The 20,770-nt window shown below is 69.3% G+C and carries 13 protein-coding genes and 1 pseudogene; 11 read left to right on the top strand and 3 right to left on the bottom strand.

Annotation, left to right across the window (positions count from 1 at the left end):
- The first annotated feature begins 14 nt into the window (after positions 1-14).
- Together N792_RS02315 and N792_RS02320 are read left to right on the top strand one after the other, a co-directional pair.
- Positions 15-2,126: a RelA/SpoT family protein gene (locus N792_RS02315; RefSeq protein WP_036192446.1), complete on the top strand. Its 2,112-nt coding sequence runs from the start codon at positions 15-17 to the stop codon at positions 2,124-2,126.
- Positions 2,127-2,213: 87 nt separating this feature from the next.
- Complete coding sequence (locus tag N792_RS02320; protein ID WP_156969257.1) at positions 2,214-3,803, top strand: hypothetical protein; 1,590 nt, start codon at positions 2,214-2,216, stop codon at positions 3,801-3,803.
- A gap of 21 nt (positions 3,804-3,824) precedes the next feature.
- On the opposite strand, the gene N792_RS02325 is transcribed toward N792_RS02320, so the two are convergent.
- Positions 3,825-5,927 (bottom strand): glycosyltransferase, encoded by a 2,103-nt coding sequence (locus N792_RS02325; protein ID WP_036192132.1) that lies wholly within the window; start codon positions 5,925-5,927, stop codon positions 3,825-3,827.
- 168 nt (positions 5,928-6,095) lie between these two features.
- On the opposite strand from N792_RS02325, the gene mrcB reads away from it, so the two are divergent.
- Genes mrcB through tsaB form a run of 4 tightly spaced genes read left to right on the top strand, consistent with a single transcriptional unit; the run spans position 6,096 to position 12,017 of the window.
- Positions 6,096-8,525: a penicillin-binding protein 1B gene (gene mrcB / locus N792_RS02330; protein ID WP_036192133.1), complete on the top strand. Its 2,430-nt coding sequence runs from the start codon at positions 6,096-6,098 to the stop codon at positions 8,523-8,525.
- Positions 8,522-9,082, top strand: a complete 561-nt coding sequence (locus N792_RS13915; RefSeq protein ID WP_052103276.1) for a tetratricopeptide repeat protein — start codon at positions 8,522-8,524, stop codon at positions 9,080-9,082. Before mrcB ends, N792_RS13915 begins: the two co-directional genes overlap by 4 nt.
- Before the next feature lie 20 nt (positions 9,083-9,102).
- A complete protein-coding gene (gene yoaA, locus N792_RS02340; protein WP_084105308.1) occupies positions 9,103-11,271 on the top strand; it encodes a DNA repair helicase YoaA in 2,169 nt (722 codons plus the stop codon).
- Positions 11,268-12,017, top strand: coding sequence for a tRNA (adenosine(37)-N6)-threonylcarbamoyltransferase complex dimerization subunit type 1 TsaB (tsaB, locus tag N792_RS02345; RefSeq protein WP_036192134.1), 750 nt, complete (start codon positions 11,268-11,270; stop codon positions 12,015-12,017). The genes yoaA and tsaB overlap by 4 nt, the downstream gene beginning before the upstream one ends.
- An 86-nt stretch (positions 12,018-12,103) precedes the next feature.
- Here the strand turns inward: tsaB and N792_RS02350 are convergent, their stop codons facing one another.
- Together N792_RS02350 and gshB are read right to left on the bottom strand one after the other, a co-directional pair.
- Complete coding sequence (locus N792_RS02350; protein ID WP_036192458.1) at positions 12,104-12,976, bottom strand: energy transducer TonB; 873 nt, start codon at positions 12,974-12,976, stop codon at positions 12,104-12,106.
- On the bottom strand, positions 12,973-13,944 hold the full coding sequence (gshB, locus tag N792_RS02355; RefSeq protein WP_036192135.1) for a glutathione synthase: 972 nt from the start codon (positions 13,942-13,944) through the stop codon (positions 12,973-12,975). The genes N792_RS02350 and gshB overlap by 4 nt, the downstream gene beginning before the upstream one ends.
- A gap of 196 nt (positions 13,945-14,140) precedes the next feature.
- Here gshB and pilG point away from each other — a divergent pair, with 196 nt between their 5' ends.
- From pilG to N792_RS02380, 5 genes and pseudogenes are all read left to right on the top strand, one after another.
- A complete protein-coding gene (gene pilG, locus N792_RS02360) occupies positions 14,141-14,542 on the top strand; it encodes a twitching motility response regulator PilG (RefSeq protein ID WP_036192136.1) in 402 nt (133 codons plus the stop codon).
- Between the two features lie 20 nt (positions 14,543-14,562).
- Positions 14,563-14,928, top strand: a complete 366-nt coding sequence (locus N792_RS02365) for a response regulator (protein ID WP_036192137.1) — start codon at positions 14,563-14,565, stop codon at positions 14,926-14,928.
- Positions 14,925-15,479 (top strand): annotated as a pseudogene (locus N792_RS02370) (chemotaxis protein CheW); the annotation flags it as partial. The gene N792_RS02365 and the pseudogene N792_RS02370, both read left to right, overlap by 4 nt.
- Positions 15,480-15,546: 67 nt before the next feature.
- Positions 15,547-17,568 (top strand): methyl-accepting chemotaxis protein, encoded by a 2,022-nt coding sequence (locus N792_RS02375; RefSeq protein WP_036192139.1) that lies wholly within the window; start codon positions 15,547-15,549, stop codon positions 17,566-17,568.
- An 88-nt stretch (positions 17,569-17,656) separates the two neighbouring features.
- On the top strand, positions 17,657-20,770 hold a 3,114-nt coding region (locus N792_RS02380; protein ID WP_198025563.1), incomplete at its 3' end, for an Hpt domain-containing protein.

Here is a 20,770-nt window from a genome sequence, read left to right on the forward strand (position 1 = left end):
AGGCATTGCTGGCGATGTTGCGGCAGGCGCCGGCGAACACGATCGCCGCGCCCTTGCTGGAGCAGATGGTGCAAGCGGCGACGGGCAACGCCGGGGTCGGCAACGACCCGCGCGATCCGCCCGCCGCCGTGCAGGCGATGCTCGCCGCGCTGCAGCGGCTGGATGCCGACAGCGACAGCCTCGCCGCGGCGATCCTGCACACCTATCCGGGCCTGCAGGCGGCGCTGGGACCGAAATTCGAGCGTGAGCATCCCGCACTGGTCGCGTTGCTGGATGGCCAGCGCGCCGCCGCCCAGGTGTGGGCGCTGCATGCCGAGCAGGAAGGGCGCAGCGGCAGCGAGGGCCTGCGCCGGTTGTTGCTGGCGATCGTGCGCGACATGCGCGTGGTGCCGATCCTGCTGGCCCGGCAACTGGCGCGCATGCAGCAGGCCGCCACGCTGCCCGAGGATCGCCGCGTCGCCCTGGCGACCCTGACCCGCGACATCCATGCACCACTGGCCAACCGGCTCGGCATCTGGCAATTGAAATGGGAGCTGGAAGACCTCGCGTTCCGCTACCTGCAGCCCGACACCTATCGCCAGATCGCCCAGCTGCTGGACGAGAAGCGCATCGATCGCGAGCGTTACATCGACGAGGTCCAGCAGACCCTGCGCCAGGCGTTGGCCGCGCAAGGCCTGCAAGCCGACATCGCCGGCCGGCCGAAGCACATCTTCAGCATCTGGAAGAAGATGCAGCGCAAGCAGGCCCCGATCAGCGAGCTGTACGACCTGCGCGCGGTGCGCATCCTGGTCGACGACCTGGCCGCCTGCTACGCCGCGCTGGGCGTGGTGCACGCCACCTGGACGCCGATTCCCAGCGAGTTCGACGACTACATTGCCCGTCCCAAGCGCAACGACTACCGATCGCTGCACACCGCGGTGATCGGTCCGGAAGGCAAGACCCTGGAAGTGCAGATCCGTACGTTCGAGATGCACCGGCAGGCGGAGCTCGGCGTGGCCGCGCACTGGCGCTACAAGGAAGGCGGCGGCGATGCCGCGTTCGACCGCAAGATCGCCTGGATGCGCAAGCTGCTGGAGCCTGCCGACGACAGCGTGGCCGACGATGCCGCGCTGGCGCGCGAGCTGGATACCGAGCTGGTCGAGGACCGCGTCTACGTCCTGACCCCGAAGGGCGAGGTGATCGACCTGCCGGCGGGTTCCACGCCGCTGGATTTCGCCTACCGCGTGCACACCGAGGTCGGCCACCGCTGCCGCGGCGCGAAGGTCGACGGCCGCATCGTGCCGCTGGACTACCGCCTGCACAGCGGCGACCGGGTCGAGATCATGACCGCCAAGACCGGCGAGCCGCGGCGCGACTGGCTGATCGAGGCCAACGGCTTCCTCGCCAGCAGCCGTTCGCGCGAGAAGGTGCGCAACTGGTTCCACAGGCTGGACCGCGAGCGCAACGAGGCCGCCGGCAAGGAACTGCTGGACAAGGAGCTGCGCAAGCTGGGCCTGCTCGGCGCCGACCTCACGCCGGCGCGCGAGCGTTTCAGCCTCGCCAGCGATGGCGAGTTGCAGGTTCTCGTGGCGCTCGGCGACGTCGGCCCGCACCAGGTCGCCCGGCTGCTTCAGGACCATCAGCGCGCACTGACCGCGCCGCCGCCGGTGGTGCTGCCATCGGCACCGCTGCCCAGACCGGCGGCCAACAAGACCCGCGATTTCACCGTGCAGGGCATCGACAATCTGCTGGCGCAGCTGGGGCGTTGCTGCCAGCCATTGCCGGGCGAACCCATCGCCGGCTACCTGACGCGCGGACGCGGCGTCACGGTGCATCGCGCCGACTGCGCGACCTTCCAACGCCTGGCCGAAAAAGAGCCCCAGCGCGTGTTGCCGGTGGAGTGGGGCGCGGGCGGCGGCTACGAGGTGGATGTCGAAGTCATGGCGGTGGATCGCAAATGGCTGCTGAAGGAAGTGACCAACCTGATCGCCCAGGCCAACGTGCACATGGGCAGCATCCGCAGCGACTCGCGGCGCAACGTGATGCGCATCCGGATGCGGCTGAAGGTGGCCGACTTCGACCAGTTGTCGTCGCTGCTCGGAAAGCTCGCCGCCCTGCCCGGCGTGGAGCACGCGCGGCGCAGCTGATGTGGCGTGGCTGCGACGGGTGGCCCGCCTCGAGGTCGCTCACCGCCCGGACTATGCTTGAAGCATGCGCAGCGGCAGCCTTCTCCCATGACACGCCACAACGACCGCGCGCCATCGCGCCCGCGGGTGGAGCCGTGGCTGGACCCGTCCGCGCGCGGTGCTGGCGGTGTTCCTTGCCGGCCGCCGCCTTCGTCACCAGTCCCCGTTGCGGCCTGGCGGCGCTGGCTGGCCGCCGCCCTTGTGGTAGGAGTCCTGACGGGATTGCTGGTGCTGCGGCGGCCGATCTCCGAGTGGCTGTGGCCCGATACCCGGATCCAGCAACTGCGGACCGACGCGGCGCAGGCGCTGCAGGCCGGTGAGCTGACCCGTGCCGACGGCCTTGGCGCCCGCGAACTGTACGAAGCCGCGCTGGCACTGGATCCCGATCGCGACGGCGCACGCGACGGGCTGGTCCGGGTCGGCGATGCGGCGCTGGTGCAGGCGCAGGTGGCGCTTGAGCAACACCGGCTTGACGATGCGCGCAAGTCGCTGCACCTGGCGCGGGAATTGACCATGCCGCGGGCCCGCGTCGATGCGCTGGACCTGCGCCTGCGCGAGCTGGAACGCGATGCGACCGGAGTGGACCGGCTGCTGGCGGCCGCCGCCGCAGCACGGGCGGCGGGGCAGTTGGACGGCGGTGCCGACAGCGCGCTGCCGTTGTTCGAACGGGTTCTGGTATTGCAGCCCAACAACGTGATCGCGCTGGAAGGCCGGGAGGACACCCTGGCGGATCTGCTGCAGCAAGCCCGCCGGGCGATGGAGGACGGTGATCTGGCGCGTGCGGCCACGCTGGTGGAGCGGGTGCAGGTGGCCGACCCCGGGCACATGGATCTGCCGCAGACGCTGGCGATGTTGGGCGCGCGGATCGAGCAACGCCTGCGCAAGGCCGACGACGACCTGCGGCGTGGCCGTCTCGCCCGGGCACTGGATGGGTACCGCCAGGTGGGCGGCATCTATCCCGACAATGCGGAAGCCGCGCGCGGGCAGGTGCGGGTGGCCAATGCGCACGCGGCGCTGAGCCGTCGCCACGCGGCCGACCTGCGGATCCGCCAGGCCCAGAGCGAATTGCTGGAAGCGCAGGCGATTGCACCCGATGCGCCGGCGGTACTGGCCGCGCGCCGGCATCTGGCAGAGGCGCGCCTGTCGCAGGAACGGTTGCACAGGGACCTGCCGTCGGCCCAGCGGAAACAGCGCGTGCGCGAATTGCTGCAGGCCGCCAGTTCGGCGGAGGCCCGTGGCGACTTTCTGCTGCCGCCGGGTGACAGCGCCTACGACAAGCTGCGCACCGCACGGGCGATCGCACCGAACGACCCGGAGGTGATCGCGATGGCGGCCCGGCTGCGGCCGGCGGCCCATGACTGCTTCGAACGCGCGTTGCGCGGCAACCGCCTGACCACCGCGGGGGGCTGCCTGGACGCCTATGCCTTGCTGGAGGGCGAGGACGCCATCATCCGCAACGCCCGGCGGCAACTGGCGTTGCGATGGATCGCAGTCGGCGACGAGCGCCTCGGGGCGGGTGAGCTGCAGTCGGCCCGACATGCGCTGGACACGGCACGCGCGCTGGATCCCGCTGCCGACGGCCTGCAGGCGTTCGCCGACCGGGTACGCGCGGCGTCGTTGTCGGCACCGGCGGATTAGGGATCCGCCGGGCTGGCGCGCTCAGTCCCGCCCGAGCAGTACCCGACGCACCACCGCGCGGCCGGCGTCGAGCGAGAAGTGGCGCTCGACATTGGCCCGCCCGTTGTCGGCCAGCTGCTGCCACAGCGCGGCGTCGTGGTAGCCGCGCAATACCGCCTCGGCGAAGCCCGCGGCATCGTCGGCGACCAGCACATCCAGGCCGGGGCGCAGGTGCATGCCCTCGATGGCGCAGGTGGTGGCCACCACCGGCTGGCCGTGGGCCATCGGTTGGTTCACCTTGCCCTTGACGCCCGCGCCGTAGCGCAGCGGCGCAACCGACAGCCGCACCCCCGCCAGCCAGGGTGTGAGATCCGGCACATGGCCGTGCACGATCACGCCGGGCTGCGCGGCCAGGGCGCCGACCTCCGCGGTCACGTCGCCGCCGATGCAGTGGAACTGGAGTGAGGGTTCGCGCGCGCGCAGCAAAGGCCAGACCGCTTCGACGAACCAGCACACAGCGTCCACGTTGGGCGGATGGCGGAAGCCGCCGACGAACATCAGGTCGCGGCGCTGCTCGAACGGCAGTCCCTCGCCACCCAGGCGGTGCAGGTTGGACAGCACGTCCACGCGTGCCTGCGGTGCATCCTGCGACAGCAGTTCCAGTTCGATCTCGCTGACCACCAGCGTCGCATCGCTGCGGGCAATCACGTCGAGTTCCAGGGCGCGGGTGCGCCCGGCCGCACGGGTCAGCGCGGGGTCGTCGGCCAGTTCGGCGCCCCGGCGCTCGCGCAGGTAATGCAGGTCGACCGTGTCGAACACGATCCGGGCCTGCGGCGCATGCCGGCGCAGCAGCGGCAGCATCTCGCGCATGACGTAATGGCGGCATACCAGCACCGTGTCGAAGCGTGACCCATGCTCACGCAACCACACCGGCAGTCGCGCCGCGAACGGCGCGTACCAGACCTCGACCCCGAGTTGCTGCAACGCGCGGGTATCGGCGCCGCCGTGCCGGCGGTCGGCCGGCAGGAACACCACGTGCGCGCCTTCCTCGCGCAGCATGCGCATCAGGTTGACCAGCCGCAGCGAGCCTGAGTCCCGGTCCGGCCTGGGCGTGAGTGCGTCGATCAGCAGCACCTTGCGCGGGTAGCGGCTCAATGCCGCGGTATCGGCGCAACTGCCCACACTGGGCCGGCCGGCCAGCGCGTCGCGCCACTTGTCGGCAAAAATCGACTGGTTGCGTGCCTGGTAAGCCTTCGGCCCCTGGGTGATGTCGGTGCCCGAGGTCGCGCCTTCCAGATGGACCACGCGGGATTCGGGCTGGTAACGCACTGTCAGCCCGGCAGCGCGGACCGAGAACGCGAGGTCGGTGTCCTCGTAGTACGCCGGTGCATACCGCGTGTCGAAGCCGCCCAATTGCATGAACAGTGCCCGCGGAATGGCGATGGCCGCGCCGGAGCAGTAGTCCGCGTCGCGCACGAAGGCATGGGGCGGGGCGTCGGGCGATTCGAACCGGCCGTAGTTCCAGCCGCTGCCATCGGCGAACACCAACCCGCCGGCTTCCTGCAGCCGCCCATCGGGGTACAGCAGCTGCGCGCCCACCAGCCCGGTGTCCGGATGCTGCTCGAAGGTCGCCAACAACGCGTCCAGCCAGCCCGGTTGCGGCAGCGTGTCGTTGTTGAGGAACACCACGAACTCGCCACGCGCCAGTGCCGCGCCGTCGTTGCAGGCGGCGATGAAGCCGCCGTTGCCGGCACGACGGTGGTAACGCAGGCCGGTCACCTGCGACAGCGCGGCTTCGGTCTCGTCGCTGCTGCCGTCATCGACGACGATGATCTCGATCGCCGCGTGTGGCGGGTGCGCGGCCAGCGCGCGCAGGCAGCCCAGGGTGTGCGTGAACTGGTTGTAGACCGGGATCACGATGCTGGCGCGCGGTGCCCCGCTGGCCGGTACCGCGAACGGTGCGAACGGTTCCGCTTCGGGCAGGTACAAGCTCGCGCGCTGCGACCCGGGGACCCGCCGGAAGTGCTTGATCAGTCGCCGCCACGAGGCCTGCACCCCCCGCGTACGCAGGCTGGTCAGGCCGCGCTGGATCAGCCCGGTGCTGCGGTCGAACAGGAACCGCAGGTCGGCCCGCGACATCGGCATGCTTTACAACTCCAACGGTGATAAGGCCCGCGGCCACGCTTCGGCAAGCATGCTCCGGCAAGGGCCTGAACTGGTATCGAACCGGGCCTGGCACACCCGCAGGGAAGCCCGTGCCGGCTGCGTTAAACTCGGGTCTGCGAGGGCACAGCCCTGTCATTGTCCCATGCCGTGGCCCGAATCGATTACGACGAAGACGATGTGAACCCCGATGACACCCGCTCGCCGCGATGGCGACGCCGCCTGGCCACGTGGGCCCTGGCGGCGGTGGGTCTGGGCCTGGGCTTCCTGATTCCGTATTCGCTCTACCTCAACCACGAGGTCGGCCAGCGTTTCGACCAGCTGCGCTGGCAGTTGCCGACCCGGGTCTACGGCCGGCCGCTGGCGCTCGCCCCGGGTCTGGCGATGGACGCCAACACCTTGAAGACCGAGCTGCAGGCTGCCGGTTACCACCCCGGTGACGGCGAGCGCCCCGGCACCTATGCACACGAGGGCGGGAACTGGAAGATTTCCAGTCGCGGCTTCGACGATGTCGATGGTCCGGTGGCCCCCCGGATGGTGCAGTTGAGCCTGTCGGGTGGCCGGGTCGGCACGTTGCGCGCCACCGGAGCCAAGGGCTCCTCCAGGGAGATCCGGCTGGATCCGGCGCGGATTGCCACCCTGTACGGCCAGAAGCAGGAAGAGCGCCGGCTGGTGCAGCTCGACGAGGTGCCCGAGCTGCTGGTCACCGGTCTGCAGGCGGTCGAGGACCGCGACTTCGCCCACCACCACGGCATCGACCTGTCGGGCATCGTGCGGGCGGCCTGGGTCAACCTGCGTTCCGGCGAGGCGCGCCAGGGCGCCAGCACGCTGACCCAGCAACTGGCGCGCAGTGGCCTGCTCGGGATCGGGCGCGAGCAGACCTTCACCCGCAAGTTCAACGAGATCATCTACGCGCTCCTGATCGAGGCGCGTTACGACAAGAAGGTCATCCTCGAGGCCTACTTCAACCAGGTCTATCTGGGCCAGCGCGGCGCGCAGGCGATCCACGGGGTCGCGGCGGCGTCGGAATTCTGGTTCGGCCGCGACCTGTCCGATCTGGGCACCGAGCAGATCGCGCTGCTGATCGGCATCGTGCGCGGTCCGTCGTACTACGACCCGCGCCGGAATCCGGAACGGGCGACCGAGCGCCGCAACTTCGTGCTCGAGCAGATGCTTGAAACCGGCCTGATCGACGATGCCGAATACCGGCGCGCGCGCAAGGCTCCGCTGGGCATCACCCAGGATCCGGGCAGCACCTCGGCCAACCGCTTTCCGGCGTATGTCGACCTGGTCCGTCGCCAACTGGCAAGCGATTACTCGTCCGACGCCCTGGCCGGTGCGGGCCTGAGCGTGATGACCGGGATGGCGCCGTCCGCGCAGGCCTACGCCGAAAGCGCGGTGACCACGACGCTGAAGGGCCTGGCCGGCAAGAACCGGCCCGCATTGGAAGCCGGGCTGGTGCTGACCGATGTGCACCACGGCGAGGTGCTGGCGGTGGTCGGCAGCGGCACGCCCTCGCAGCCGGGCTTCAACCGTGCCGTGGAGGCGCGCCGTCCGGTGGGTTCGCTGCTCAAGCCGTTCGTGTACCTGCTCGCGCTCGCCACGCCGGGGCAATGGTCGCTGGCCAGCTGGGTCGATGATTCCCCGGTCACCGTCGCGCTCAGCAACGGCAAGCGCTGGACGCCCGGCAACGCCGATGGCCGCAGCCACGGCAGCGTGCGGGTGATCGACGCGCTGGCGCGCTCCTACAACCAGGCCACCGTGCGGATCGGCATGCAGGTCGATCCGCGCCGGATCGCCGACCTGACCCAGGCGTTGGCCGGCATCAAGGCCGAACCGAACCCGGCGCTGATCCTGGGTTCGCTCGACCAGAGCCCGTATGCGATGGCGCAGCTGTACCAGTTCCTCGCGTCGGGCGGCGAGATCCAGCCGCTGCACGCGGTCCGCGGCGTGCTCGACCCCAACGGCCAGGCACTCAACCGCTACGACACCCGGCCCGCGCCCGCGCAGGACGGCGATGCGGTGGCCGCGCGGCTGGTGACCATCGCGCTGCAACATGCGGTCTCCAGCGGCACCGGACGGCAACTGGTGTCCGATGGCCTGGGTCGCCTCAACGCCGCCGGCAAGACCGGTACCAGCAACGACAGCCGCGACAGCTGGTTTGCGGGTTACACCGGCGACCACCTCGCGGTGGTGTGGGTCGGCAACGACCAGAACCAGCCGACCGGGCTGTACGGCTCCACCGGCGGCATGCGGGTGTGGTCGCACCTGTTCAAGCGCCTGCCCAGCGCGCCGCTGAAGGTCGGCGACGAAGGCCTGGACTGGCAGTGGGTGACCGGATCGAACACCACCGACGCGAGCTGTCCCGGCGCGGCGCGGTTCGCCTTTGTGGCCGGCTTTGCACCGGCGTACGAACCCTGCCAGCCGCCGGAACCGGCATTCGATCCGACCCTTGATCCGGAGGGCGAAAGCCGCAGCGGCTGGCGCGAATGGTTCGGCATCGGCCGCACCCGCACCGAGCCCGCGCCCGCCGCCGGGACGGCCCCCGCACCGGCACCACAGCCGCAGGACATGCAATGAACTGGCGTCATCTTCCCTTCGCCGCCGTATTGGCATCGGCGCTGGTCGCCTGCACCACCGCGCCGCCGGCGCCACCGCCGCAACCGGTCTTCGACGCGAGCGCCATGGTGCTCGCCATCCGCGCCGCGGGCGCCGCCGACCAGCGCGAGCTGGTGGTCCGGTCGCTGGGCGATCCGCAGGTCGGCGATCTGCAGGAAGATGCCGCCCGGCAAGAAGCGCAGGGCCGGTACGACGAGGCCGCCGGCCTGATCGACCAGGCGCTGGCGATCCAGCCGGGCGATCCGGGCCTGCTGCAGGCGCGTGCGGAGATCGCGTTGCTGCTGCACGACCTCGACGCGGCGGAGCGGCTGGCGCGCCAGGCGATCGCCGCCGGCACCGAGGTCGGCCCGCAATGCCGCCGGCACTGGGAAACCGTCGTCCAGGTGCTGGCCGTCCGCGCGTCTGTCGAGGTCGCACCGGCGGCAGCCGAAACCGGCCACACCGAGGCTGCGGATGCGCTTGCCGCCGCCCGGGCCCAGCGCGATGCCTGCACCGTCACCGCGCCGCCGCGCTACTGAGATGGACGACAAGTTCTGACATGGACGCAACCGGAAGCCGCCTGGGCAACGCCAGTCGCGCCGCCTTGAGCGAAGGCGGGGACCTGGCCCGCAACATCGCCGCGTTCGCGCCGCGCGCCGCCCAGCAGGACCTCGCCGCCGCGGTCGCCGACGCCTTCGATTCCCGCGGCGTGCTGCTGGCCGAAGCGGGCACCGGCACTGGCAAGACCTTCGCCTACCTGGTGCCGGCGATCCTGTCGGGCCTGAAGACCATCGTGTCCACCGGCACCCGCGCGCTGCAGGACCAGCTCTATCACCGCGACCTGCCGCGCGTGCGCGATGCGCTCGGCATCGGCCTGAAGACCGCGCTGCTGAAAGGCCGCGCGAACTACCTGTGCCATTACCGCCTGCAGCAGGCCAAGGGCGAGCCGCGCTTCCACAGCCGCGAGATGGCCGCCCAGTTCCAGCGCATCGTCGCCTGGGCCGGGCGCACCCGGATGGGCGACCTGGCCGAACTGGAAGCGTTGCCGGACGACTCGCCGCTGCTGCCGATGGTGACCTCCACCACCGACAACTGCCTCGGCAGCGAGTGCCCGTTCTTCTCCGAATGCTTCGTCGTGCAGGCGCGCCAGCGCGCGCAGGCCGCCGACCTGGTGGTGGTCAACCATCACCTGCTGCTGGCCGACCTGGCCCTGAAGCAGGAAGGCTTCGGTGAGATCCTGCCGGGCGCACAGGCGTTCGTGGTCGACGAGGCGCACCAGTTGCCCGAGCTGGCCGCGCAGTTCTTCGGCGAGGCGCTGAGTGCGCGGCCGCTGGTCGAACTGGCCCGCGATGCGTTGGCCGAATGCAGGCAGGTGCCCAGTGCGCTGGCGGTGCTGCAGGAACCGGCCCGCGCCCTCGAGCAGGCCGTGCGCGGCCTGCGCGCGGCGATGGACGAATTGCCGGTGCGCGGCACCCGTCGCCGCGCTGCGGAGGACGCCAATGCCGAAGCCGGCCTGGATGCCTTGCTGCTGGGGCTACGCGACCTGCACGCGGCGCTGTTGCCACTGCGCGAAGCGGCGCCGGGTTTCGACAGTTGCACCGCGCGCGCCAAGGAGTTCGAGAACCGCCTGCGCCGCTGGCGTGATGGCGACGGTGAGGATGCAGACAACGAGGAAGCGGACGAGTCGGGTGATTTCATCGATGCCGGCAACGATCCGGATTTCGACCAGACGCCGCCTGCCGACCCCGACGACCGCGGCCCGCTGACGACCGGCAGCGAGCCCAGCGTGCTGTGGTATGAACTCACGGCGCGCGGCTTCCGCCTCAGCCGCACCCCGCTCGATGTGGCCGGCCCGCTGGCCCAGCACCGCGCCCGCTCGCATGCAGCGTGGGTGTTCACCTCGGCGACGCTCGCCATCGGCGGCCGCTTCGAGCACTACGCGATCAAGCTGGGCCTGAAGGAGCCGACCACTTTGCTCGCCCCCAGCCCGTTCGACTGGCCGCAGCAGGCGCTGTGCTACCTGCCGCCGGGCCTGCCCGAGCCGTCCGCCCGCCATTACACCGAGTCGGTCGTGGCCGCGATCAGGCCGGTGCTGGAAGCCTCCGGTGGGCGTGCGTTCGTGCTGTTCGCCTCGCACCGCGCGTTGCGCGAGGCGGCGACCCTGCTGCGCGACGGCCCGTGGCCGTTGTTCGTCCAGGGCGAGGCGCCGCGCTCGTTGCTGCTGCAGCGTTTCCGCGAATCCGGCAACGGCGTGCTGCTGGGCTCGGCGAGCTTCCGCGAAGGCGTGGACGTGGCGGGTGACGCGCTCAGCGTGGTGATCATCGACAAACTACCGTTCGGCGCGCCGGATGATCCGGTGTTCGAAGCCCGGCTGGAGGCGATCCGGCGCGGCGGCGGCAACCCGTTCCGCGACGAGCAGTTGCCGCAGGCGGTGATCGCGCTCAAGCAGGGCGCCGGCCGCCTGATCCGCAGCGAGACCGATCGCGGCGTGCTGGTGCTGTGCGATCCGCGGCTGGTGGGCAAGAGCTACGGAAAGGTGTTCCTGGATTCGCTGCCACCGTTGCCGAAAACCCGCCGGATCGAGGATGCCGTCGCGTTCTTCGCCCCGGCTTCGATCGCCGGGTCAGCAGCCGAGCCGGGACTGACGGCGTCGCAACCGCAGTTGCACCTGCAACCGGCAGACAAGCCGGCCCCCGCGCCGGAAGCGTTCGATGGAGTGGCGCCATGAAGTTGCTCGCCTTGGAGCTCGCCACCGAGGCCTGTTCGGTGGCGCTGTGGATCGACGGCGATGTACGCGAGCGCTTCGAGATCGCCCCGCGCCGGCACGCCGAGCTGGTTCTGCCCTGGGCCGGGCAGCTGTTGGCCGAAGCCGGGCTGAAGAAATCCCAGCTCGACGCGATCGCGCTCGGTCGCGGTCCCGGAGCGTTCACCGGCGTGCGGCTGGCGATCGCGATCGGGCAGGGCGTCGCCCTCGCGCTGGATCGGCCGATCGTGCCGGTCTCCACGCTGGCCGCACTCGCGGCCGGGCCGCTGGTCGGGTGTGCGGTCGAATATCCACGGATGTCCGGACCGGATGCGCCCGTCCGGCGGGTGCTGGCCTCGATCGACGCGCGCATGAGCGAGATCTACACCGGCGCCTTCGAGTTGCACGGCGACGATGTCTTCGCGGTCAGCGCCGAAGCCGTGCTCGCCCCCGAACAGGCGGAACTGCCGGACGATCGCAACGACTGGCACGGCATCGGTACCGGCTTCGCCGCGTGTGACGGCGCGCTGTCGTCGCGTTGGCAGTCGCGCTTCGCGTCGATCGATCCGGCCGCGTTGCCGCACGCGGCGGCCGTGGCGCACCTGGCGGCGACCGCATTCGCCCGTGGCGAGGCGCTCGCGCCGGAACAGGTCGAGCCGGCCTACCTGCGCAACAACGTCGCGTTGACGATTGCCGAGCAGAAAGCACTGCGTGCTTCGCGCGACCAGTAGCGCATCGGCGGCGCCATCGACCGGGCCATTGCGACGCGGGTATTCCGCGATCGATTGCCCCCTGCAGTCGCGGCAGGGCCGATCCCTCAGCGATCCACCAACTCCCCGCCCGGCAGGAACGCCCACGTCCGGGTCACGTGCAACACGTCGGGGTTCTCGTCGGTTTGTGGCAGCGGCGGGTAGGGCTCGGCCAGCTTGGCGATGCGCAGAGCGGAGGCGTCGAGCAGCGGGATGCCGCTGGTCAGCACGATTTCGGAACGCTCAACGCTGCCGTCGCGGCGGATCGCGACGCTGATCACCACCTGCCCGGCCATCCGCCGACGGCGCGCCTCGTCGGGATAGTTGAGGTTACCCACCCGCTCGACCCGGTCGACCCAGTCACGCAGGTAGCCGGCCCAGGCGTATTCGGTCGTGCTGGCGGAGACGAACTTGCGCTTGGGGCGCTTGGCGTAGCGTTCCGAGCGCAGGTGGATTTCCGCCGCCAGCCGCGCCATCGCCATGTCGCGATCGATCTTTTCCTGACCCGGAGGCAACGGGCGCTCTTCGGGCTCCGGGGTAGCCTGCGCGGTGGCGACGGCAGTATCGCCGCGCGTGCTGGCGATGATCCGCGCCCGCGGCGGTGGCTGCGGCGCCGGCGATTGCGCCCGCAATTCGCGCGGGGCGACGCCATCGTTGGCCTGCGGCAGCGGGCCGGACTGGTTTTCGCGCGGGCGCGTGCTCTTGTCGTGCTCGCCGCCGCCCTCGTTGTTGGCCTGGGCGAGGAAGTCGGCCTGTTTCGGCGTCAGCGCACTGGTGGTCTGGGTCAGGATCACGTCCAGGGTCGGGATCACCGGTGCCGCGCTCTCCAGCGCGAAACCGACCCCGAGCAGCAGCACGCCGTGGACCAGCAGCGACAACACCATCGTCGCGCCCAGGCGCTGCCGCTCGTCGATGACCGGGGGTGCCGCTACCGCGCTCATGTCGCGGCGGTGGCCCATGCCTTGGCGGCCCGTGCCTCGATCGCGTCGAACAGGCCGGCGGAGATGTTGAGGCCGAACTGCGCGTCGAGTTCACGGATGCAGGTCGGGCTGGTGACGTTGACTTCGGTCAGGTAGTCGCCGATCACGTCCAGGCCGACGAACAACATCCCGCGTCGTTTCATTTCCGGACCGACCTGGGCGGCGATCCAGCGGTCGCGTTCGCTCAATGGACGGCCCTCGCCGCGGCCGCCGGCGGCGAGGTTGCCGCGGAACTCGTCGCCCTGCGGAATCCGCGCCAGGCAATAGTCGACCGGCACGCCATCGACCAGCAGGATGCGCTTGTCGCCAGTCGCGATTTCCGGCAGGTAACGCTGCGCCATCGCCAGGTTGGGGCCATCGCCGACCAGGGTCTCCAGGATCACGTTGGTGTTCGGGTCGCCGTGGGCGACGCGGAAGATCGAACGTCCGCCCATGCCGTCAAGCGGCTTCAGCACCGCCTCGCCCTGGTCGGCGATGAACGCCTTCAGCGCCACCGTGTCGCGGCTGACGACGGTGGGCGGACAGCACTGCGGGAACAGCAGCGCGGCGAGCTTCTCGTTGTAGTCGCGCAGGCCCTGCGGGTCGTTTACCACCAGCGCGCCGGCCTGCTGGGCCAGGCTGAGGATCTGGGTGTCGTAGACGTATTCGCTGTCGACCGGCGGGTCCCTGCGCATCAGCAGCACATGGCCGGCACCCAGCTCGTACTGCGACGGCGATTGAAGCTCGAACCACCCGTCGGGGTCGTCACGGACCGCCAGCCGCGCCATCGTGGCGACCGCGTTGCCGTCGCGCAGGCCCAGGCCTCCCGGGACCACGTACCACAGCCGGTGCGAGCGGCGCTGTGCTTCGAGCAGCATCGCGAAGGTGGAGTCCTTGGCGATCTTGATGGACTCGATCGGATCCATCACGACGACGATGTCAAGTGGCATGGTGGTGGGAGGTCATAGGGGGCGCGACGGATGGTAGCAGGCAGGTCCGCCGTCCTGGCCCGGCAGCGCGCATTCATCATCGCTGTGCATGGATGGCGTGCTTGACAGCTTGCATCCGGCTTGGAATAAAGGGAGCCTACGCGACGCGGACTCGGGGTTTCGCGTCAGCGCTTCGCAACACTGGGGATACTGGAAAATGCAAGACGAGGTCCGCAACGGCAGCCTCGATGGTTTGCGAGTCATGGTGATCGACGACTCAAAGACCATCCGCCGCACCGCTGAAACGTTGCTCAAGCGCGAAGGTTGCGAGGTGGTCACCGCCACCGACGGCTTCGAAGCGTTGGCAAAGATTGCCGACCAACAACCGCAGATCATTTTCGTGGACATCATGATGCCGCGACTGGATGGCTATCAGACCTGCGCGTTGATCAAGAACAACCAGGTTTTCAAGAACACGCCGGTCATCATGCTGTCCTCCAAGGACGGCCTGTTCGACAAGGCGCGTGGCCGTATCGTGGGTTCCGAGCAGTACCTCACCAAACCATTCACGCGCGGGGAACTCCTCGACGCCATACGAACGCACGTCAACAACGCCTGACCGGGGGGGTAGGGCACCACATGGCACGTATTCTTCTGATCGAGGATTCGCCGACCGATACGGCGGTCCTGACCCAGTTGCTGGAACGCAACGGGCACGACGTACTGGCTTCCGGCAACGCCGAGGACGGCATCGATATCTGCCGTCGGGAGCAACCGGACCTGGTCCTGATGGACGTGATCCTGCCGGGCATGAACGGTTTCCAAGCGACCCGCGCGCTGTCGCGCGACGAGCAGACCAAAGCCATCCCGGTGTTGATCGTGAGCACCAAGGGCATGGAGACCGACAAGGCCTGGGGGCTGCGTCAGGGGGCCCGGGATTACATCGTCAAGCCACCGCGCGAAGACGAGCTGATCGCGCGCATCAACGAGCTGCTGGAGTCGTGAATCCGCCAGTCGCGGGGCTTGACCCGTTCGCGATCCTGGTCGACTACGAACGTCGCAGCCTGGCCCACGTTGCCGGCCTGCCGGAGCAGCTGGATGCCCCGGGCCTGTGGCGCGGGGTGGGTTACCGGATCGGCAACCGCCGTCTGGCCTCGGGCTTCGACGAGGTGCTGGAGATCCTGCCGCTGCCGCAGGTCACGCCGGTCCCGGGCGCGCGCGCCTGGCTGCTCGGTCTGGCCAACGTACGCGGCAACCTGTTGCCGGTGGTCGATCTGAAACAGTTCCTGGAAGGCGAGCGCACGGTCCTGCACGAAGGCCAGCGCATGCTGCTGGTCCGTCAGCCCGGCGGCGATGTCGCGGTGCTGATCGACGAGCTGTTCGGCCAGCGCAGCTTCAACGAATCCCAGCTCGTATCCGATGGCCTCCAGACGCCTGGCCTGGCCGATGGCCGCTACTCGCATTTCATCGACCGGGCCTATCGCCCGGACGACCACACCTGGGGAATCTTCAGCCTGGACCGGCTGGCGCGCACCCCCGAGTTCCGACAAGCCGCGTTCGAGCCGCCCAGGCTCGAAACCCGCGCCACTGAAAACCACGCCAGCAACGCAATTGAGGTCGAACATGAGCACTGAGATGAATTCCGTCGCCGGCAAGGCCCGCAACATCGGGGTCAATACCTGGTTGGTCGTGCTGGGCGTGTCGGTGCTGATCTTCGGCCTGAATACCGCATATGCCACCTGGAAAACCGCACGCCTGGGTGGCGCGAGTTCCTCCGCATCCAGTCTGCAGGTGCTCTCGCAGCGCCTGGCGGTGCAGGGTCGCGAAGCGGTCGGCGGTGACAGCGCCGCGTTCGGCGCGTTCAAGGCGACCAAGGCGAAAATCGAGGCCGACATCGGCGATCTCAACAGCAACTTCGGCGACACCCCGGGGGTGTCCGGCCCGATCGCCACCACCAGCAAGACCTGGGCGCCGCTGGGCAAGAGCGCCGAGCAGGTGATCGCCAGTGAGAAGGCGGTGCTGGGACTGGCCAAGAACGCCAACAACTTCGACAAGCAGGTTCCCGACCTGCAGGCGCGGCTGGACGAACTGGTGCGCGCGATGTCGAGCAGCGGTTCGCCTTCCTCGCAGGTCTACTACGCACTTCGCCAGGTGGTGCTGTCGGGCACCATGGCGCGCCGGGTGACCGAAATCCGCGCGGGTGGCCGTACCGCCGAGGCGGCGGGCGAAGGCCTGGCGCGGGACGCCGCGGTATTCGGCAACGTGCTGGCCGGGCTGCGCAAGGGCGACGAGACGACCGGCATCACCGCGTTGAGCAACGCCGGCGCGGTGAATGCGCTCGGCCAGGCCGAAGCGCTGTGGGAGACGATGAAGACCGATCTGGACGCGATCCTGAACAGCTCGCAGGACCTGTTCCGCGCCCAGGCCGCGGCGGACGCGATCACCACCGGTTCGGACAAGCTGCTGGCCGACAGTGAGTCGCTGTTCAGCGCGTTCAACGCGTTCGGCTCGCTGAAGGACACCAGCATCCTGGGCAACCTGTGGGTCTCGATCATTTCCGGCTTCATCGCCCTGCTGGCGATCGCCGGCTTGCTGATCTCGCTGAACAAGGCGCAGCAGGTCCGCTACAACACCACCAAGGAACTCAACGACCGCAACCAGGAGGCGATCATGCGCCTGCTGGACGAGATGGGCTCGCTGGCGGAAGGCGACCTGACCGTAAAGGCGACCGTGACCGAGGACATGACCGGCGCGATTGCCGACTCCATCAACTTCGCCGTCGAGCAGCTGCGCAGCCTGGTGCAGACCATTACCGATACCTCGGTGCAGGTCGCCTCCAGCGCGCAGGAAACCCAGGCCACCGCGATGCATCTGGCCGAGGCGGCCGAGCACCAGGCGCAGGAGATCACTTCGGCCTCCAGCCGCATCAGCGAAATCGCGGCCAGCATCGACCAGGTGTCGAAGAACTCCGCCGAGTCCGCCGACGTGGCGCAGCGCTCGGTGCAGATCGCGACGGCCGGTGCCGGCGTGGTGCGCCAGACCATCCAGGGCATGGACAGCATCCGCGACCAGATCCAGGAAACCTCCAAACGCATCAAGCGCCTGGGCGAGAGTTCGCAGGAGATCGGCTCGATCGTTGAACTGATCAACGACATCTCCGAGCAGACCAACATCCTGGCGCTGAACGCGGCGATCCAGGCGGCCTCGGCCGGTGAGGCCGGCCGCGGGTTCGCGGTGGTGGCCGACGAAGTGCAGCGCCTCGCGGAACGCTCCTCCAACGCGACCAAGCGCATCGAGTCGCTGGTGCAGACGATTCAGGCCGATACCAACGAGGCGGTCAGCTCGATGGAGCAGACCACCACCGAGGTGGTCGCGGGTGCGCGCCTGGCCGAGGACGCGGGTACCGCGCTGGGCGAGATCGAGAAGGTGTCGTCGGATCTGTCCGGGCTGATCCAGGGCATCTCCACCGCAGCGCAACAGCAGTCCGGTGCGGCGGCCAACATCACCCTGACGATGAACACGATCCAGCAGATCACCTCGCAGACCACCGAAGGCGCCAACCAGACCGCGCAATCGATTGGAAATCTGGCGCAATTGGCCGCCGACCTGCGCCGCTCGGTCGCCGACTTCAAGCTCCCGGCCTGAGGCAAGAATTGGATCGAAGGATGAACAGCCTGACCCCCGGCCGCCCGCACCCGCTGCGCCACTGCCCTGAACAGCGGAGTGTCGCGCCATGACGGTGATGCGCGACGCGATCGACACCACCACGCTGGGCTGGATCAAGCCGGAGCTGGACGAGACCCTGCGCCAGGCGCGCCAGGAAATCGAGGCCTACGCCGAATCCCCGGGCGATGGCAGCGCCATGCGCGTGTGCGCCGGCCATCTGCACCAGGTGCACGGCACCCTGCGCATGGTCGAGCTGTACGCACCGGCGATGGTGGCGGAGGAAATGGAGCGTCTCGCGCTGGGATTGCTGCATGGCGAGATCACCGACCGGGATGACGCCTGCGCGATGCTGATGCGCGGTGCGGTCCAGCTGCCCGATTACCTGGAGCGGCTGCAGGGCGGGCATCGCGACATCCCGATCGTGTTGCTGCCGTTGCTCAACGAGTTGCGCGCGACCCGTGGTGAGGCCGGCCTGAATGAAAGCGTGCTGTTTGCGCCCAACCTGGACCGCCCGTTGCCCGGCGACCTGCCGGCGCCCGAGGTCGCCAGCACGTCGATCCGCACCGGCGTACGGCCGGTCAGCAGCAACCTGACCGCCCTGCGCGACGCGCTGGCGCAGTGGCCCGAAGGCGGGGTGCCCGCGGATGCCGCGCATCTGGCGACCGTTGTGGACGGCCTGCTCGCTGAAGTGGCGGTCGAGCCCTTGCGACGCATGTTGTGGGTGGCGTCGTCGGTGGCCGGTGCGTTGCGCGATGGCGCATTGCCGCCGACCCGCGCACTGCGCCTGGCATTCGGCGGGGTCGAGCGCGAGGCGCGACAGATCCTGTATGACAACGGCTACAACGCGCCGGGTATCGAGCCCAACGCGGAGCCGACCCGGCAACTGCTGTATCACGTGGCCCACAGCGAAGGCGGCCACCCGGCGCTGGACAGCCTGCGCAGGACGTTCGAGCTGGATGCCGAGCTGCCCAGCGAGTCGGAACTCGACCACGCCCGCGGCAGCCTCAGCGGGCGCAACCGGGCCTTGCTGGATACCGTCTCCGCCGCGATCAAGGAAGACCTGCTGCGGGTGAAGGACGCGCTGGACCTGCACCTGCGGACCGGCCAGACCGGCGTCGAGGACCTGCGCCCGCAGGTCGAGGCCTTGGGCCGGGTCAGCGACACACTCGGCATGATGGGCCTGGGCATCGCGCGGGGCGTGGTGATGCAGCAACGCGACGCGATGCACGAAATCGTCGCCGGCAACCGTGCCGCCGACGAGTCGGCGCTTCTCGATGTCGCCGGTGCGCTGCTGTATGTCGAGGCTTCGCTGGACGAGCAGGTCTCACGGCTGGGCCTGTCGGATGACCGCGCCGACGAGGACATGCTGGCGAGCGAATCGCGCAAGGTGCTCGAGGTGGTGGTGCGCGAAGCGATCGCGAACTTCGGCGATGCGCGGCAGTCGTTCGTCGCGTTCGTGGAAACCAACTGGGATCACGCCGAACTGGTGGAGATCCCCCGCCTGCTGGAGGAAGTCGGCGGTGCCCTGCGCATCCTCGACCTGCACCTGCCGGCCGACTACCTGCTGGGGGTCAAGCGCTACACCGAAGTCGAGCTGATCGAGCGCAAGCGCGTGCCCAACGGCAAGCAGCTGGACACCATGGCCGATGCGCTGGCCAGCGTGGAGTACTACCTGGAAGCGCTGCGCGAGCAGCGGCCCAATCGCGACCGGATCCTGGAAATCGCCCGCCACAGCCTGGAGGCGCTTGGCTACTGGCCGCTGCCGAGCGACGCCGAGCCGGAGCAGCAGCACGTTCCTTCGCCGCTGTCCTACGAGGACGAGGACAACGCCGCCGCCGCGCTCGACCAGTGGGCCGTCACTGCGCGCGAGATGGATGCGCCGCCACGCGCCGCCGACCTGGTGGAACCGGCAGTGGGCGCGGAGCTCGCGGAGAAAACCGCGGAAGTGGAGCCCGCAGCCGAACCGCTTCCCGTCAGCCAGGATGCGCCGGCCAAGGCCACCAGCACCCTGGTCGACCAGGGTGTCGACGGGTTCGAGCAAAGCGCGGATATCGATGACGAGATCCGCGAGGTGTTCCTGGAAGAACTGGAAGAGGAGATCGCCAATCTCGGCAGCATGCTGGGCAACTGGCGCCAGGCACCGGAAAACATGGAGCAGTTGCGCTCGATCCGCCGGGTGTTCCACACCCTGAAGGGCAGCGGCCGTCTGGTGGGCGCCAAGACCCTGGGCGAGTTCAGCTGGAAGATCGAGAACATGCTCAACCGCGTGCTGGATGGCTCGCGACTGGCCAGTCCCGCGGTGGTGGCGGTTGTCGATCACGCCCATGCCGTGTTGCCGCAGCTGCACGCGGCGTTGCAAGGCACGCAGGCGATCAGCGCCGACCTCGCAGGAATCGCCGTGGTCGCGGACCGGGTAGCCGAGGGACAGGAAGCGTTCTACGTGGCGCCCGTGCTCGAGGCCGACGTGGTCGAGGCCGATGCCGCCGACAACGTAGTTGAAACGGCCGTCGTTGCCGACCCGGAGCCCGTCGCGGAGACCGCTTCTGTTGAGGAAGCCACCCTCGAGGCGGCATTGGCAGAGGGCGGAGTTCCGGCATCGGTCGACCCGGTGCTGCTGGAGATCCTGGGATCCGAAGTCACCGGGCATCTGGCGACGATCCGGGCCTGGCTCGCCGCCAGCCAGGATGAGCCGCAGCCGGCCGATGACCAGTTGCAGCGCGCAATCCACACGCTCAATGGCGCTTTCGCGATGACCGAAGTGCCGGTGATCACCGAGATCACCACCCCGGCCGAGGCGTATGTCAGGCGGCTGCTCGCGGCCGGTACGCCGGCCAGCACGGAAGGTGTCGCCGGCATTGCCGAAGTGTGCACGGCGGTGGCCGGAACCCTGGCCGCATTGCAATCCAGCCGCCCGCGGATCCCGGAGTTTTCAGGCGTCTCCGAACGGCTCGCCGCGTTGCGTGACAGCCTGCCTGCCGCGCGCGTGCAGCTGCCGGCGGACGAGATCGAAGTGCCGCTGCCGAGCGCTCCCACCGCGGGCCTGTCGGTGGTCGACCTCACCGCGTACGTCTCCGGTGTCGATGATCTCGATGCGGACACCGCTGCAGACGACGTGGACCTCGAGGCCGAACGGAGCGAAATCGAGCGCGCCGAAGCCGAACGCATCGAAGCCGAACGCATC

Origin of the sequence: Lysobacter concretionis Ko07 = DSM 16239, from assembly GCF_000768345.1 — a bacterium.
GTDB classification, from domain to species: Bacteria; Pseudomonadota; Gammaproteobacteria; order Xanthomonadales; family Xanthomonadaceae; genus Novilysobacter; species Novilysobacter concretionis.